The sequence below is a fragment of the uncultured Pseudomonas sp. genome, assembly GCF_913774235.1.
In the GTDB taxonomy this organism is placed as follows: domain Bacteria; phylum Pseudomonadota; class Gammaproteobacteria; order Pseudomonadales; family Pseudomonadaceae; genus Chryseomonas.
Window position 1 is genome coordinate 352854 of record NZ_CAJYDW010000017.1, and the last position, 15531, is coordinate 368384.

15 protein-coding genes are annotated in these 15531 nt (G+C 66.7%); 5 read left to right on the forward strand and 10 right to left on the reverse strand.

Features of this window, described 5'->3' with window-relative positions:
* Positions 1-4: 4 nt before the first annotated feature.
* From QZ471_RS18650 to QZ471_RS18675, 6 genes are all read right to left on the reverse strand, one after another.
* A complete protein-coding gene (locus QZ471_RS18650; protein ID WP_058768196.1) occupies positions 5-391 on the reverse strand; it encodes a RidA family protein in 387 nt (128 codons plus the stop codon).
* Between the two features lie 28 nt (positions 392-419).
* Entirely contained in the window at positions 420-1187 is a 768-nt protein-coding gene (locus QZ471_RS18655) for an amino acid ABC transporter ATP-binding protein (protein WP_295466549.1), read from the reverse strand.
* Complete coding sequence (locus QZ471_RS18660) at positions 1184-1846, reverse strand: amino acid ABC transporter permease (RefSeq protein WP_058768198.1); 663 nt, start codon at positions 1844-1846, stop codon at positions 1184-1186. Before QZ471_RS18660 ends, QZ471_RS18655 begins: the two co-directional genes overlap by 4 nt.
* 10 nt (positions 1847-1856) lie before the next feature.
* Positions 1857-2519, reverse strand: a complete 663-nt coding sequence (locus QZ471_RS18665; protein ID WP_058768199.1) for an amino acid ABC transporter permease — start codon at positions 2517-2519, stop codon at positions 1857-1859.
* A gap of 48 nt (positions 2520-2567) precedes the next feature.
* Positions 2568-3347, reverse strand: a complete 780-nt coding sequence (locus QZ471_RS18670; RefSeq protein ID WP_223855486.1) for a transporter substrate-binding domain-containing protein — start codon at positions 3345-3347, stop codon at positions 2568-2570.
* Positions 3348-3612: 265 nt separating this feature from the next.
* Positions 3613-5076, reverse strand: coding sequence for a D-aminoacylase (locus QZ471_RS18675; RefSeq protein ID WP_295466552.1), 1464 nt, complete (start codon positions 5074-5076; stop codon positions 3613-3615).
* A gap of 197 nt (positions 5077-5273) precedes the next feature.
* Here QZ471_RS18675 and QZ471_RS18680 point away from each other — a divergent pair, with 197 nt between their 5' ends.
* The 3 genes from QZ471_RS18680 (at position 5274) to QZ471_RS18690 (ending at position 9085) form a co-directional block, all read left to right on the forward strand.
* A complete protein-coding gene (locus tag QZ471_RS18680) occupies positions 5274-7292 on the forward strand; it encodes a methyl-accepting chemotaxis protein (RefSeq protein ID WP_058768200.1) in 2019 nt (672 codons plus the stop codon).
* A 97-nt stretch (positions 7293-7389) separates the two neighbouring features.
* Positions 7390-7821 (forward strand): translesion error-prone DNA polymerase V autoproteolytic subunit, encoded by a 432-nt coding sequence (gene umuD / locus QZ471_RS18685; RefSeq protein WP_058768201.1) that lies wholly within the window; start codon positions 7390-7392, stop codon positions 7819-7821.
* Positions 7814-9085: a Y-family DNA polymerase gene (locus QZ471_RS18690; RefSeq protein ID WP_295466557.1), complete on the forward strand. Its 1272-nt coding sequence runs from the start codon at positions 7814-7816 to the stop codon at positions 9083-9085. The genes umuD and QZ471_RS18690 overlap by 8 nt, the downstream gene beginning before the upstream one ends.
* A gap of 9 nt (positions 9086-9094) precedes the next feature.
* Here the strand turns inward: QZ471_RS18690 and cycA are convergent, their stop codons facing one another.
* Positions 9095-10477, reverse strand: coding sequence for a D-serine/D-alanine/glycine transporter (gene cycA / locus QZ471_RS18695; RefSeq protein WP_295466559.1), 1383 nt, complete (start codon positions 10475-10477; stop codon positions 9095-9097).
* 246 nt (positions 10478-10723) lie between these two features.
* On the opposite strand from cycA, the gene QZ471_RS18700 reads away from it, so the two are divergent.
* Positions 10724-12901 (forward strand): ATP-binding protein, encoded by a 2178-nt coding sequence (locus QZ471_RS18700; protein ID WP_295466561.1) that lies wholly within the window; start codon positions 10724-10726, stop codon positions 12899-12901.
* A 132-nt stretch (positions 12902-13033) separates the two neighbouring features.
* Here QZ471_RS18700 and QZ471_RS18705 read toward each other — a convergent pair whose 3' ends face one another.
* Together QZ471_RS18705 and QZ471_RS18710 are read right to left on the reverse strand one after the other, a co-directional pair.
* Positions 13034-13477: a DUF2442 domain-containing protein gene (locus tag QZ471_RS18705; RefSeq protein WP_295466563.1), complete on the reverse strand. Its 444-nt coding sequence runs from the start codon at positions 13475-13477 to the stop codon at positions 13034-13036.
* Entirely contained in the window at positions 13474-13704 is a 231-nt protein-coding gene (locus QZ471_RS18710) for a DUF4160 domain-containing protein (protein WP_295466565.1), read from the reverse strand. The genes QZ471_RS18705 and QZ471_RS18710 overlap by 4 nt, the downstream gene beginning before the upstream one ends.
* Positions 13705-14056: 352 nt before the next feature.
* On the opposite strand from QZ471_RS18710, the gene QZ471_RS18715 reads away from it, so the two are divergent.
* Positions 14057-15253, forward strand: coding sequence for an integrase family protein (locus QZ471_RS18715; protein WP_295466567.1), 1197 nt, complete (start codon positions 14057-14059; stop codon positions 15251-15253).
* Positions 15254-15261: 8 nt separating this feature from the next.
* On the opposite strand, the gene QZ471_RS18720 is transcribed toward QZ471_RS18715, so the two are convergent.
* Complete coding sequence (locus QZ471_RS18720) at positions 15262-15465, reverse strand: AlpA family phage regulatory protein (RefSeq protein WP_295466569.1); 204 nt, start codon at positions 15463-15465, stop codon at positions 15262-15264.
* Positions 15466-15531: the final 66 nt, after the last annotated feature.

The window sequence follows — 15531 nt, forward strand, 5'->3', positions numbered from 1 at the left end:
TGTCTCAGGCCTTGGGTTTGTAGGCGATGCAGTCGATCTCGACCTTGCAGTCCACCATCATGGAGGACTGCACGCAGGCGCGCGCCGGAGCCTGGCCGGCGAAGTACTCGGCGAACACCTTGTTGAAGCTCCAGAAGTCGCGCGGATCGTCCAGCCAGACGCCAGCGCGTACCACGTGCTCCAGACCGTAGCCGGCTTCGTGCAGGATGGCGATCAGATTCTGCATGGTCTTGTGGGTCTGGGCGACGATGCCGCCGTCGATGATCTCGCCATTCTCCATGGCTACCTGGCCGGAGACGTGCAGCCAGCCATCGGCTTCCACCGCGCGGGCGAAGGGCAGGGGTTGGCCGCCTGCGCCACGTTCGCCGGCGCCGTAACGGGTGATGCTCATAGGGTTGCTCCTGTAACGAGGGGATGATTCAAAAGGAGGTCCGGCCGAGGAATTCGGCGAGACGGGTGGATTTGGGCTGCTCGAACAGCTCGCGGGGCGGACCCTGCTCCTCGATGCGACCCTGGCTCATGAAGACGATGCGATCGGACACCTCGTAGGCGAATCTCATCTCGTGGGTCACCAGCAGCATGGTCATGCCGTCCTGGGCCAGGTCCTTGATCACCGCCAGCACCTCGCCGACCAGCTCCGGGTCCAGCGCCGAGGTGGGCTCGTCGAACAGCATCAGGCTGGGATTCATGGCGATGGCCCGGGCGATGGCCACGCGTTGCTGCTGGCCGCCGGAGAGTTGGCCGGGATGATGGTCGCGCCGTTCGATCAGGCCGACCCGGCGCAGCCACTGCTCGCCGATGGCGATGGCTTCGTCCTTGCCCAGCTTCTTCACCTTGCGCAGGCCGAGGGTGACGTTTTCCAGGGCGGTGAGGTGGGGAAACAGATTGAATTGCTGGAAGGCCATGCCGGTGAGCGAGCGTTGGCGCGCGATCTCCCGCTCCGGCAGGCGCTGGCGGCGACCGCCGTCCTCGCGATAGCCGATGGCCTCGCCGGCCAGCTGGATGCTGCCGCCCTGGAAGTCTTCCAGCAAATTGACGCAGCGCAGCAGAGTGGTCTTGCCCGAGCCACTGGAGCCGATCAGGGTGACCACGTCGCCGCGGTCAAGGGACAGGTCGATGCCCTTGAGCACCTCAGTGGCGCCGAAGCTCTTGTGCAGGCCGTTGATGCTGAGCAGGGGTTCGGTCATGGCAGGGTCACCCGTTTTTCCAGGTAGCGGCCAAGCCGCTCGATGGCGAAGTTGATGAGAAAGAACAGCAGGCCGGCGAACAGATAGAACTGCAGGGTCATGAAGGTGCGGGCGATGACCTGCTGGCTGCTCAGCAGCAACTCGGCCACGCCGATCACCGAGAGCAGGGTGGAAGCCTTGACGATCTCGGTGGAGGCGTTGACCCAGGTCGGCAGGATCTGGCGCAGTGCCTGGGGCAGAAGCACCTCCTTGAGACTCTGGGTAAAGGTCAGGCCGATGGCCTTGGCCGCCTCGTGCTGGCCACGGGGGATGGCTTGCAACGCGCCGCGGACGATCTCCGCCACGTGGGAGCCGCAGAACAGCAGCAGCGCCGCGGTGCCGGCCTGGAAGGGCGTGGGCTTGAGACCCAGAGCGGGCGCCATGTAGTAGCAGGCCAGCACCAGCACGAACACCGGGGTGCCGCGGATCAGGTCGGCATAGAGGCGGAACGGCAGGCGCACCGGCCAGCGGCCGTAGGTCAGCGCCAGGCCGCCAAGGGTACCGAGGAGGGTGCCGCCCAGCACGGCCAGCAGCGAGCAGGCCAGGGTGGTGGCGAAACCGGCGGCCAGGGTCTGGCGGGCGTTCCACAATTCCAGGAACCAGGAGGGGGCTTCGTACAAGATCGGGCTCCTAGCGGGCGAGGCTCAGCCGTCGCTCCAGCTGGCGCAGCAGCAGGGCGATGGCGTAGCAGGTGAGGATGTAGAGGGCGCTGGTCACCAGCCAGGTCTCGATGACCCGGTAGCTCTCCAGGTTGATCTTGCGCGCCTGGTAGGTCAGCTCCGGCACGGCGATGGCCGCCGCCAGAGAGGTGTCCTTGAACAGCGAGATGAAACTATTGGAAAGCGACGGCAGCACGTTGCGCAGCATCACCGGAATGATGACGTAGGCCTTGATTTGCCACTCGCGCAGGCCAATGGCCAGGCCCGCCTCGCGCTGGCCCTTGGGAATGGCCATGAGCCCACCGCGAAACACCTCGGCCAGGTAGGCCCCGGCATAGAGCGCCAGGGTGATGAGAAAGGAGCTGAGCTTGTCCAGGCGGATGCCGACGCTGGGCAGGGCGAAGTACAGCAGCAGGATCAGCACCAGGATCGGGGTGTTGCGCACCAGGGTGACATAGCCCCCCGCCAGCCAGCGCAGCGCCCGCACCGGCGAGAGCAGGGCGAAGGCGGTGGCCAGGCCGATCAGGCAGCCGATGGCGATGCCCACCAGTGCCAACTGCAGGCCGAGGGCGAGCCCGGCCAGCAGATGGTCCAGGTTCTGCCACACGGGGGCGAAGTTGAGGGTGTAGTTCATGCTCGACGTCTACCTAGAGGGCGCGGACGGGCCGCGCCGGGGCCAGGATCACTTGAACTCGACGGGGAAGCCGATCGCCGGGGAGGGCAGCTCGACGCCGAACCACTTCTTGAAGGAGGCCTGATAGGTGGGGAATTCCACACCGGTCATGGCCTCGTGCAGGGCGGTGTTGACGAAGTTCAGCCAGTCCTGATCGCCACGCTTGACCGCGCAGGCGTAGGTCTGGGGACTCCAGGCGTAGTCGGGCGAGCGGTAGCGACCGGGATTCTGGGTCATCAGGTACTTGACCGAAGACTGGTCGGTGGCCACGGCGTCGGCGCGGCCGGTGCCGAGGGCCTGGTAGAGCAGGTCGACGCTGTCGTACTGGTCGACCTTGGCGCCGGGCAGCGCCTGGTGCACCAATTCCTCGGCATAGACGTTCTGCAGCACGGCCACGGTCAGGTCGCCCTTGGCCGCCTTGAGGTCGTCGATCTGCTGGTAGCGGCTGTTGGCCGGCAACAGCAGGGCCACGCCTTCGCGGTAGTAGGGCAGGGTGAAGGCCACCTGCTGGGCGCGGCTGGCGGTCACGGTGATGAACTGGCAGCTGATGTCGACCTTGTCGGTGAGCAGGTTGGGGATGCGCGCATCCGAACCCTGGACCACGAACTCGACCTTTTCCGGATCGTTGAACAGGCCCTTGGCGATGACCTTGGAGATATCGATATCGAAGCCCTGCAACTTGCCGTCGGCGCCTTGGAAGTGCCAGGGCGCATTGGTGCTGCCGGTGCCCACGACCAGATGGCCGCGCTTGAGCACGTCATCCAGCTTGGCCGCCTGGGCGCCGGTCATGGCGACCAGGCCGACCAGCAGCGCCAGCGTCTTCCACCCCTTCGTTTTGCCTGTCATCGCGTCTCTCCTTTTCCGTTATAGCGGAATTATGTTCGTAACAACGGAATAGACTGCAGCGACTGTGCCAGCTCTTCGCGTGGCGTTGCAAATCAAGGGCTTGGCATGGGGGACAGGCAGCGGAAGGTGCTCCCGGTGTGCAGGAGGGCACCGGGAGGTGGCGGAAGGTAACGGGGATGCACCAGGTAGAGGCGTTACCCGGTAGCGCTTAGCAGGAACTTGGGAAGGTCGACCGCAGATCCCCAGCACGGGGCAGGAAACGACCATGACGCGCTTCGATGGCCTGGTCCGGGGCGTAGGCCAGCCGGCCATTCACCCAGACGGCGTGGATGCCTTCGGCAGGCCGCTGCGGCTCGCTGAAGTCGGCCACGTCGCGGATGCGGGCGGGATCGAACAGCACCAGGTCGGCTTGGGCGCCCGGCTCGATCAGGCCGCGGCCCCTGAGACCGAAGCGGGCGGCGGAGAGGCCGGTCATCTTGTGCACGGCCGTGTGCAGAGGGAAGAGACCGAGGTCGCGGCTGAAATGGCCCAGCACCCGGGGGAAGGCGCCCCAGAGGCGCGGATGGGGGAAGGGGTCCTCGGGCAGGCCGTCGGAGCCGATCATGCTCAACGGATGGGCGAGGATCAGCCGCACATCGGCCTCGCTCATGCCGTAGTAGACGGCGCCGGCCGGTTGCAGGCGGCGCGCGGTGCTCTCCAGGTCCAGGCCCCAGTCGGCGGCGATGGCGGCCAGGTCAAGGCCGCCGCATTCCGGATGCGGGGTGGACCAGGTGATGGTGATGCGGTGGCGGTCGGTGACCTGCTTGAGATCGAGGGTGGAGGAGCTGGCGGCGTAGGGATAGCAGTCGCAGCCAACCGGCTGGCGTTGGGCGGCCCGCTCCAGGGCACCGAGCAATTCCGGCGCCCGGCCCCAGTTATCCACCCCGGCGCACTTGAAGTGGGAGACCACCACCGGTGCCCGGGCCCGGCGACCGATGTCCAGGGCTTCGTCCAGCGCCTCGTGCACCGCGGCGAATTCGCTGCGCAGGTGAGTGGCATAGAGGCCGCCCACCGCATCCAGCTCCGCGGCCAGTTGCGCGACTTCCTCGGTCGGCGCCGCGGCGGCGGACGCATAGGCGAGGCCACTGGAGAGGCCCAGGGCGCCAGCAGCCAGGCTGTCGCGCAATTCAGCGCGCATGGCGGCGATCTCCGCTGGCGTGGCGGCGCGCTGGAGATCGTCCAGATGATTGCTGCGCAGCGCCGTATGGCCAACCAGGGCGGCGACGTTGACCCCGGGGCGGGCCTGCTCCACCGCCGCGCGATAGGCGGCAAAGGTGGGATAGCCGAAGGCCGCCGCCGGGCCGAGCAAATTCAAGGGGTCCGGCGGCTCACCGCGCAGCCGCACCGGGGCAGCGCTGATGCCGCAGTTACCGACCACCACGGTGGTCACCCCCTGGCTGAGCTTGGGCAACTGCTCGGGGCGGCGGATGACCATGGTGTCATCGTGGGTATGGACATCGATGAAGCCGGGGGCCAGCACCAGGCCGCGGCCGTCACGGACCTCTTGCGCCAGTTGGCCGGCAAGCTCGCCCAGGGCGACGATACGCCCCGCCTTGACGGCCAGGTCGGCCATCCGGCCGGCGTGGTTGCGACCGTCCAGAACGAAGGCGTCGCGAATGAGCAGGTCATGCATGAGCGGACCTCGCATTACCTCGCACCACATCAAGCCAACCGTTTGGCGCCAACTTTTGACCGTATGGTGGCAAATAGCCGTGCAAATTAGTTATCGCGCATACGGGCAGCGCACTATCTATGAAAAAATCTGTCCATTCGCCCGTCCAGACCGTGACCAAACACGGCTTCCAACGCCTTTCCCTTTTTGAGTCTGCCATGAATCTTCTCACCCCCGTCGTTGCCGTAATGAATCGTCTGAGGTTTTCCGCCAAGTTCGCCTGTCTCGCGACCATCGTGCTGATCCCCTTGCTGTTGCTCAGCTACTACCTCTACCAGGACATCCAGGAGCAACGCGCCAGCCTGGAATTGGAAATTCAGGGGCAGCGCTACCTAGTGCAACTGACGCCGATCGCCCGCCTGAGCATGCTGCAGCGGGCGCTGACCAAGCGCCTCCAGGACGGGGATGCATCCGCCCAACAGGATTGGCAGAACAACCGCGATGCCCTGCTCAGGGCCTATGACGAGCTGGGCCGCCTGGATCGGGAACTTGGTGGCCAACTGGAGACCGGGAGTCGCGTCGCCCAACTGCGGCAGAACGCCGAGCGGCTGTTGCAGGGCGTACCGGGAACCCCCCTGGAGGTGTTCGAGGCCTGGAGCGAGCAACTGACGCAGACCCTGAACCTCTTCTATTACGTCTCGGCTACCTCGGGTCTGGTACTGGATTCCGACTATGCCAGCCTCTTTCTCATCGATATCTCCTCGCTGCGCTTGCCGCGGGAGATCAACCTCATCGGTCAGCTACGCGGCCTGGCCTCCGGGCTGAGCGCCACCAATAGCTTCGATCCGGCCAGTCTCAACGTGGCGCGTAGTGTCATGCGCCAGGAACGCCAGGCTGCCGAAGAATTGGAGCAAGCTCTGGGGCTGCTGGCACGCCAGATGCCTGAGCTGGCCCAACGGCTCAAGACGTCGCTAGGACAGGCCCAGGACGACTATGGCAATTTCCGGCAGGGCATGCTGGCCGTGATGAAGGGTGAGGGCACGGTCTCCGGAAAGACCTTGGGTGCCCAGGGTAATGCCGTAGTCACGCGCTACTACAAGGTGCAGGAAGAAGCCCAGGGCATGCTCTCCCAGTTGCTGGTCGAGCGCCTGGCCCAGGAGACCCTGGTACGCGATCTGGTGCTGGGCATGATCGCGGCGGCCCTGTTGCTGCTGAGCTATACCTTCGCCGGTATCTATCAGGCCTTGCGCCTGGGAATCGCCGAACTGGTCAGCGTGACCGCCGCCGCTGCCCAGGGCGATCTGAGTCGCCGGGCCGCCTTGCCCGGTCGCGACGAGATCGCCGACATCGGCCGCAGCCTGGATGCCATGCTGGCAGCCTTCGGCCGCTCGCTGCGCGAGGTCGATCAGGCCTCCGATGCGGTCGCCCAGGCCTCCGGTGACCTGGCCAGTTCCATCGGTCAGGCACGCTCTACCATGCAGACGCAACAGGGCGAGACCGATCAGGTGGCCACCGCCATCACCGAGATGACCGCCAGTGTGGCGGACGTCGCCAACAACACTGAGGGCGCGGTAGCGGCTGCCCAGCAGGCCGATCAGGCCACGCGAGAAGGCACCCGGGTGATGCAACAGACGCAACAGGCCATCGAGGCCCTGGCCGCCGAGGTGGATCTGAGCGCCAACAAGGTCGCTGCCCTGGAAAGCCATAGCCAGGCCATTGGTGGGGTCATCGCGGTGATTCGTACCATCGCCGAGCAGACCAATCTGCTGGCGCTCAACGCCGCCATCGAGGCCGCCCGGGCCGGTGAGCAGGGGCGCGGCTTCGCCGTGGTAGCCGACGAGGTCCGCACCCTGGCCTCGCGTACCCAGACCTCCACCGAGGAGATCCGCCGCATCATCGAGCAACTGCAGTCGGCGACCGGCGATGCCGTGGCCCAGATGCAGGCCAGTCGCGGTCATGCCCTGAATGGCGTGGCGGCCGCCGAGCAGGCCAGCGTCAGTCTGAACAGCATCGGCTCCGCCGTGGAGCGCATCGTCGACGTCAACGTCCAGATCGCCAGCGCGGCGGAACAGCAGGCCGCGGTCTCCGAAGACATCAACCGCAACACCACAGGCATCCGCGCCAGTACCGTGCAGGTGCTGAGCGGGATCGAGTCCGACGCCGCTACCGCGGAGCAACTGGCGGGGCTGTCCCAAGAGCTGCGTAGCGTCGTTTCACGTTTCCGCTTCAGCGCCTGATCGCGCCACTCATCGGCCGGTCCCGAGCGGCGCTTTACAGGCTTGGCTCCTGTGGATAACTGTATATATAGACAGTTATTTGCAGGAGCGCCTTGTCATGTCCGTTACCGTCCTGGGTCCGCTGGAATCTTCGGCGATCCAGTTGCCGCTCTACGATTTCCGCCTGCCGTGTGGCTTCCCCTCGCCGGCCCAGGATCATCTGGAGCGCCAGGTATCGCTGGACGAACTGGTCGACCTGCGCGCGCCCCACACCTACGTCATTCAGGTCAGTGGCGACAGCATGACCGGCGTGGGCATCTTTCCCGGTGACCTGGTCATCGTCGACCGGGCGCGGCCAGCGCGGGTCGGCGACATCGTGGTGGCGGTGCGCGACCGCGAGCCCACCCTCAAGCGCCTGGGCCGGCGTGGCGCGAATTTCGTCCTGCTGGCGGAGAACCCGGCTTACGCGCCCCTGGTCATCGGCGAGGGTAACGACTTCGAGGTCTGGGGCGTGGCCACCCACAGTCTGCGGCGCTTCGGCCATGGCTGAGTCGATCCTGGCGCTGATCGACTGCAACTCCTTCTATTGCAGCTGCGAACGGGTCTTCCGTCCGGATTTGGCCGAGCGGGCGGTGGTGGTGCTCTCCAACAACGACGGTTGCGTGATCGCCCGTTCGCCCGAGGCCAAGCGCCTGGGCATCGCCATGGCCGCGCCCTGGTTCCAGGTGCGCGAGCTGGCGCAACAGGGCCTGGTGACCGCCTTCAGTTCCAACTACGCCCTCTACGGCGACCTCAGCGACCGGGTCATGCGCACCCTGGCGACCCTGGTGCCGCGCCTGGAGCGCTACAGCATCGACGAGGTGTTCGCCGATCTCGCCGGTCTGCCCGAGCCCCTGGATGCCCTCGGTCACCGGCTGCAGGCGCGGGTGCAGAAATGGACGGGCATCCCGGTCAGCGTTGGCATCGCCGGCACCAAGACCCTGGCCAAACTGGCCAATGCCGCGGCCAAGCGCTGGCCGCAGCGGACCGGTGGGGTGCTGGATCTGCGCGATCCGACGGTGCGGGAGTGGGTCCTGCGTCATTCGCCGGTGGACGACGTCTGGGGCGTCGGGCGACGCCTGGCGGCGCGGCTGCGGGCGGATGGTGTGACCACCGCCGGGGAGCTGGCGCGCCAGGATGCCTGGTCGCTGCGGCAGAGATACAGCGTGGTGCTGGAGAAGACCGCCCGCGAGCTGCGCGGGCTGGCCTGCCTCGGCCTGGAGGAACTGGAGGCGCCACGGCAGACGATCTGCAGCAGTCGCATGTTCGGCCGGCGGCAATACCAGTTCGGTGCCCTGGCCGAGGCGGTGGCCAGCTACACCGCCCGCGCCGCGGAAAAGCTGCGGGCCCAGGGGGCGCTCTGCCGCGCCCTGAGGGTCAGCATCCAGACCGGCATGCATGGCGCCGACGAGGGACGTTACGCCAACGCCAGCCTGCTCAATCTGCCTGTGCCCAGTGACGATACCCGGGTGCTCAACGACTACGCCCAGGCCGGCCTGCGCGAGATCTTTCGCGATGGCTTCGGCTACGCCAAGGCAGAAATCCTGTTGCTCGATCTCTGTCCGCGCGAGGCACTGGCCGCCGATCTCTTCGCCACGACGCCGGACCCCGCCAGCACCCGGCTGATGGCGACTCTGGACGCCATCAACGGCAAGTTCGGTCGCGAGACCCTGAGACCTGCGCGCATCCCCCGCGATCCGGCCTGGCAGATGCGCCGCGACCTGCTCAGCCCGCGCTACACGACCCGCCTCGATGAACTCTGGACAGTCAGCTGACGCCAGCCGTCAGGCGGCCCGGGTGGTGCGGCGTCGCTGCCAGGCATAGCCCGCGCCCAGCAGCAGGAACCACAGGGGGCTGGCCAGCAGCGCCTGGCGGGTGTCGTCCTGCAGGGTCAGCAGCACCAGCACCGCGGCGAAGAAGGCCAGCACGGCGTAGCACACCCAGCGCCCGCCCGGCAGGCGGAAGGTCGCGGCGGCATGCTGTGCGGGTCGCTTGCGTCGGTAGGCCAACCAGGCCAGCAGGATCAGCGACCAGACGAACATGAACAGCACCGCGGCCAGGGTGGTGACCAGGGTGAAGGCGGTGACCAGGTTCGGGATCAGGTAAATCAGCAGCGTGCCCAGCAGCAGGCACAGGCAGGACAGCAGCAGCCCGCGCGCCGGCACCGCCGCCCGCGACAGGCGCGTGAGGGCGCGCGGCGCATGGCCTTCGCGGGCCAGGCCATAGAGCATCCGGCTGGTGGAGAAGATGCCGCTGTTGGCCGAGGAGGTGGCCGAGGTCAGCACCACGAAATTGATCAGGCTGGCGGCCATGGGTACCCCGGCCAGCACGAAGAGTTCGACGAAGGGACTCTTGTCCGGCACCACCTGACGCCAGGGCGTCACCGCCATGATCACCACCAGTGCCAGCACATAGAACACCAGGATGCGCACGGGAATGGAGTTGATGGCCCGCGGCAGGTTGCGCCTGGGGTCGGCGGTCTCGGCGGCGGTGGTGCCCACCAGCTCGATACCGACGAAGGCGAAGACGGCGATCTGGAAGCCGGCGCAGAAGCCGCCCAGCCCCATGGGGAAGAAACCGCCGTCGTTCCACAGGTTGGCCAGGCTCGCCACATTGCCCGAAGGCGACTGGAAGCCCCAGGCCACCAAGCCAAAGCCGGTGACGATCAGGGCGCAGATGGCGACGATCTTGATCAGCGCGAACCAGAATTCCAGTTCGCCGAACAGCCGTACCGTCACCAGGTTGAGCCCCAGCAGGAGCAGCACGCAGAGCAGCGCCGGGATCCAGGGTGCCAGGCTGGGAAACCAGAACTGGGCATAGGCGGCGATGGCGATGACATCGGCGATGGCGGTGACGATCCAGCAGAACCAGTAAGTCCAGCCGCAGAAGAAACCGGCCCAGGGTCCGAGCAGGTCGCTGCAGAAATCGATGAAGGACTGGTACTCCAGATTGGACAGCAGCAACTCGCCCAGGGCGCGCATGACGAAGAACAGCGCGCTGCCGATGATCAGGTAGACCAATAGGATCGAGGGACCGGCCAGGGCGATGGTCTTGCCCGAGCCCATGAACAGTCCGGTGCCGATGGCGCCGCCGATGGCGATGAGTTGCAGATGACGGTTGGACAGGCTGCGTTGCAGCCCTTCGGGCGGGGTGGAGGACGCGGACATGAGGAGCGGATACCTGACAGCGACAGCGGGGGCGACAAGGTAAGAGATGCACGCCGGCCGTGCCAGTCGTTTTGCCCGGACAGCATGCCGCAGGGGTGAGCTACCGCTGATGGCTGGCCTCGCACCGTCGGTCATGCGTGGGGCTACTGGACGAGCGCCGGGCTGTCTATCATGGCGCGACCGGGCCCAATGCAGAGGACCCGGGCGACCTCGTGGTCCATCAGTGCCTCTGCCAGTGAGTCGCCCTTGTCCTATCTCGAATCCTTCGCCTGGGAAACCACCCCGCTGGGGCGGCGCGCCGACTGGTCGGCCGCGCTGGAAGCCATCTATGACATGCTGATGGCCTCGCCCTTCGCCATGTGCGCCACCTGGGGGCCGGAGCAGACGCTGATCTACAACCATGGCTATGCGCCCTTTCTCGGCGCTCGGCATCCCGCGGCACTGGGCCAGCCGGTCCAGGAAGTTTGGGCGGAGTTGTGGGACGAGATCGGGCCGCTGATCGACCAGGTCCTGGCCGGCGAGGCCCTGCACTTCGTTGACAAGCATTTCGTGATGACCCGCAACGGCTATCCCGAGGACACCTACTGGAGCTTTTCCTATAGCCCGCTACGGGATGGCGCGGCCATCGTCGGCATGCTCAACATCACCACCGAGACTACCGCCAGCGTCCAGGCCCACCGCCAGCGCGACGTGGCGGAAGCCGCGCTGCGGCGGCACAACCTGACCCTCGAACAGGAACTCTCCGCACGCATCGACGAGCTCGACAGCGCCCGCGCCGCGGAAAGCAGCGTGCTGGCGGCCGCCGAGCGTGTGCAGCTGGCCCTGGCCGCCGGTGCCATCATCGGCACCTGGTACTGGGACCTGCCCACCGACAGATTCACCGTCGACGAGGCCTTCGCCGTCAATTTCGGTCTCGATCCGGCCCTGGGGCGCGATGGCCTGAGCCTGGCCCAGGTGGTGGCCACCGTGCACCCGGACGACCAGGCCGGGCTCGCCGCTGCGATCGCCGAGGTGATCGGCCGCGGCGGCCGCTATGCCCACCAATACCGGGTGCGCCGCCGCGACGGCCGCTACTACTGGCTGGAAGCCAACGGTCACGTCGAGCTGGCGCCGGACGGCACCCCTTTGCGCTTCCCCGGCGTACTGCTGGACGTGGATGCCCGCCGCGCCCTGGCCGACGAGCGCGACCGTGCCCTGGCAGATCTGCGCGACCTCACCGCCACCCTGGAGCAGCGCGTCGAAGAACGCACCGAAGAACTGCGGCGCTCGGAAGAGGCGCTGCGCCAGTCGCAGAAGATGGAGGCCGTCGGCCAGCTCACCGGGGGCATCGCTCACGATTTCAACAACCTGCTGGCGGGAATCTCCGGCAGTCTCGACCTGATGAACCTGCGCATCGGCCAGGGTCGCTTCACCGAACTGGACAAGTACCTGACCGCCGCCCAGGGCAGCGCCAAGCGCGCCGCGGCCCTGACCCACCGGCTGCTGGCCTTCGCCCGCCGCCAGACCCTGGCGCCCGAGGCGACCGACGTCAACCAACTGGTGGGCGGCATGCTCGACCTGGTGCAGCGCACCGTCGGCCCGGCCATCCAGGTGCAGTTCAGCAGTCTGCCGGACAACCAGCCGCTGCTGGTGGACCAGTCCCAGCTGGAAAACGCCCTGCTCAACCTCTGCATCAATGCCCGCGATGCCATGCCCGCCGGTGGCCGCATCCTCATCGCGGCCAGCGAGCGCCTCATCGAAGTGCAAGGGGCTAACGGCTTCGAACTGGTTCCCGGCCGCTACCTGCACCTGAGCGTGACCGACACCGGCAGCGGCATGACTCCAGAGGTGGCGGCCAAGGCCTGCGAGCCCTTCTTCACCACCAAGCCAATGGGGCAGGGTACCGGCCTCGGCCTGTCGATGATCTACGGCTTCGCTCGCCAATCCGGAGGCCAGCTGCGCCTGCGCTCGGTGGTGGGCGAAGGCACCACCGTCTGTCTCTACCTGCCCCTGCGCCCGGCGGAGTGCCCGAGCGAATCCGCGCGCACCTGCGGTCTAGCTGGCACCCTGGAAGGGGTCAACGCCACCGTGCTGGTGGTCGACGACGAACCCACCGTCCGCATGCTGGTCACCGACCTGCTGCGCGAACTGGGCTACGTCATCATCGAAGCCGCCGATGGCGCTGGCGGCCTGGAAGTGCTGCACTCCGATGCTCGCGTCGACCTGCTGGTCACCGACGTCGGTCTGCCCGGCGGCATGAACGGCCGCCAACTGGCCGACGCCGCCCGCGTCCACCGCCCGGCGCTCAAGGTGCTCTTCATCACCGGCTTCGCCGAAACCTCGCTGCTCAGCGACGGCCACCTGGAACCCGGCATGGCCATCCTGACCAAGCCCTTTGCGGTGGATACCCTGGCGCAGCGGGTGAAGGGGTTGGTGGAGGGGTAGGGTCTTCGCCATTACCGTTTCACCGCCTGCTGCACCGTCGCCTTGCTAGCGTAGAGGTGCTGCAGTCGCCGGGGCTTTGTCTGATCACCCGCGGTGAGGGTGCTTCACGGGCCGTGCGGCGGCATCTACCGATCAGGCCGCCCTGGATTCCACTTCCCATCCCCGCATGGCCAAGGCAACGGTGCGGGGTACCGGCCTGGCACCGCTGCGGTAGTAGGCCAACATCCGACGACTCAGGCCGAGGGCCTCGGCGGCGCTGTCGAGGGTGAGTTCGTGCTTGGCCATCCAGTTCCAGAGGCGTTCGTGGGAGCAGCCACCGGCTTGCTCGATGGCGCGGGCGCGCAAGTTGTCGGCAGCCAGTTCCAGGGCGTCGTCGTCGCTCCAGCTGACGCTACCTCCCCATTCACCCAGGCGGGCTGTGGCGAAGATTGCAGGCTCGTTTAAGGCTGCCAGGCTCTTGTGCGTGGCGATGAGGCCTGCCACGTCGACGACGAAGTGCTGGTCGTCGGCGTAGGTCAGGTGAAGGGTGGCAGGAGCCTCGGCCCGGACATGGGTCAGGGTGAAGTGCTTGTTCATGGGTTGAGTTCCTTCCATTTGCTACATAGCAAGGCGCGGTTATTGGCGGCCCAGGCCAGTGCGGGGGCCAGTTCACGACGGGCGATACGCCCGGAAAGCACGCTCAGGTCGCTGATCTGCACCAGGGCCTCGCGGCCATCCTGCATCCGGACGTGGAAATGGGGCGGCAGGTGGTCCGCGGCGTAGAGGGCGATGGTGCAGTTGGGTAGGCGCGCGAGTGTTGGCATGCCTCCATCTTAGGTGCAACCATTGCACCATTCAACTGTACTACGCTGGGCCAGGGGTTGCCTGACCCAGCGCGAGCTACAGGCAGAAGAATAAGCAGATTGTCTGAAGACGTAGCGGCCACGGTCAGAGCCTCCGTAAGGACTGATTGGAAACGGGTAAGGGCGAAGGGAATCGAACCCTCGTCATGAGCTTGGGAAGCTCTACCACCTGCTATCTCAATCCATCTCTCTTGATTCCAGCCTGACTCGAAAGCCTTGTAGAATGCGGGCTTCGTGCAAGGTCGCGGGTCTGGGGTCGTCTCAGCGGGTCTCACCTTGTTTCAGGCCAACTGTCACCAGGAACTGTCACCAGATGCTCACCGAACGGCAGATTCGCGCGCTCAAGCCGCGGGAGAAGGACTATGTCACCTCCGATGGCCGCGGCGCGCGGGGGGAGGGGGTGTTGGTGCTCAAGGTGCGGCCCAGTGGCACCAAGGAGTTCTATTTCCAGCGCCACGTGGGTGGGGCGAAGAAGCTGACCAAGCTGGGCAACTGGCCGGAGCTGTCCCTGACCCAGGCGCGGGATAAATGCCGGGCGGAGGCCGAGGTGCTGGTGACGGCCGGGACCTTCCAGGAGTTGCTGTCGGCCTATGTGGCCAAGCTGGAGGGGGAGGGCGCGGCCTCGGCCGGTAACGTGGCCTGGTCGTTCCGCCATTACGTCAGCGAGCCCTTTCCGGAGCTGGTGCGACGGCCGGCGGCGCTGGTGGGGCCGGCGCAGATCCGCGACATCCTCAGCCGCATGATCGACCAGGGCGTGACCACCTATTGCAACCGGTTGAGATCCCAGCTGCATGCGGCCTTCCAGGTGGGGTTGGAGCAGGAGTACAACCCGCGCAGCTATCTTCAGGTGAAGGTGCGCTTCGGTCTGCAGAGCAATCCGGTGGCGAGCATTCCGGTGCAGGAGGATTGGGAGCAGCCGGGCGACCGGGCGCTGTCGAAGGCGGAATTGCGCACCCTGTGGCAACTGCTGCCGGAGCAGCTGTCCCTGACCACCGCCGAGCTGATTCGCTTCCTCATCGCCGCCGGCGGGCAGCGGCCGGAGCAGTTACTGGCGTCGGAGCGGGCGCTGTACCAGGACGATCACCTGGTGATCCGCAGCACCAAGGGGCGGGTGCAGGGCGAGCGGCAGTTGCATGTGGTGCCCTTCAATGCGCCGATGCGCCAGGTGTTGCAGACCATGGCGGAGATCGATGCTCAGGGCGCCTATCCGTTCCAGGGCCGGGTGCCGGGGCAGCCGCTGAATGTGCAGTCGTTGTCGCGGGCGGTGACCAATCTCTATCGCCGCCATGCCGCGGCGTTCACCGCGCCCTTCACCCTGCGCGACCTGCGGCGGACCTGCAAGACGCTGATGGCCAGCGCCGGTCTGAGTAAGGAATTGCGCGATCGAATCCAGGGCCATGCCTTCAACGATGTCTCTTCCAAGCACTACGACCGCTACGACTATTTCGCCGAGAAGCGCGCCGGCCTGGAGATCTGGGCGGACTGGTTAGAGAAACACATCATCCACTGAACGCTGCTTCAGGCCGCACCGTCGGCATTCCAGCGCATGGGGTCGACCTGCCAGGCGGCGATCGCCGATTCGCGCCAGCCGACGCGGCCGGCGCTGAGGTTCACCGGGCTGGGGAACTGCTTGGCCTTGATCGCCCGCCAAAGGGTGGCGCGCGACAGGGAGGTGACCCGCAGCACCTCGTCCTCGCGCAGGAATCTATCCAGTTGGGTCATGGTGCTCTATCTCCTCGGGTGGCCGGCACGGCCGGCGGCGGTCGGGGTACGCGACGGCTGCCGCGG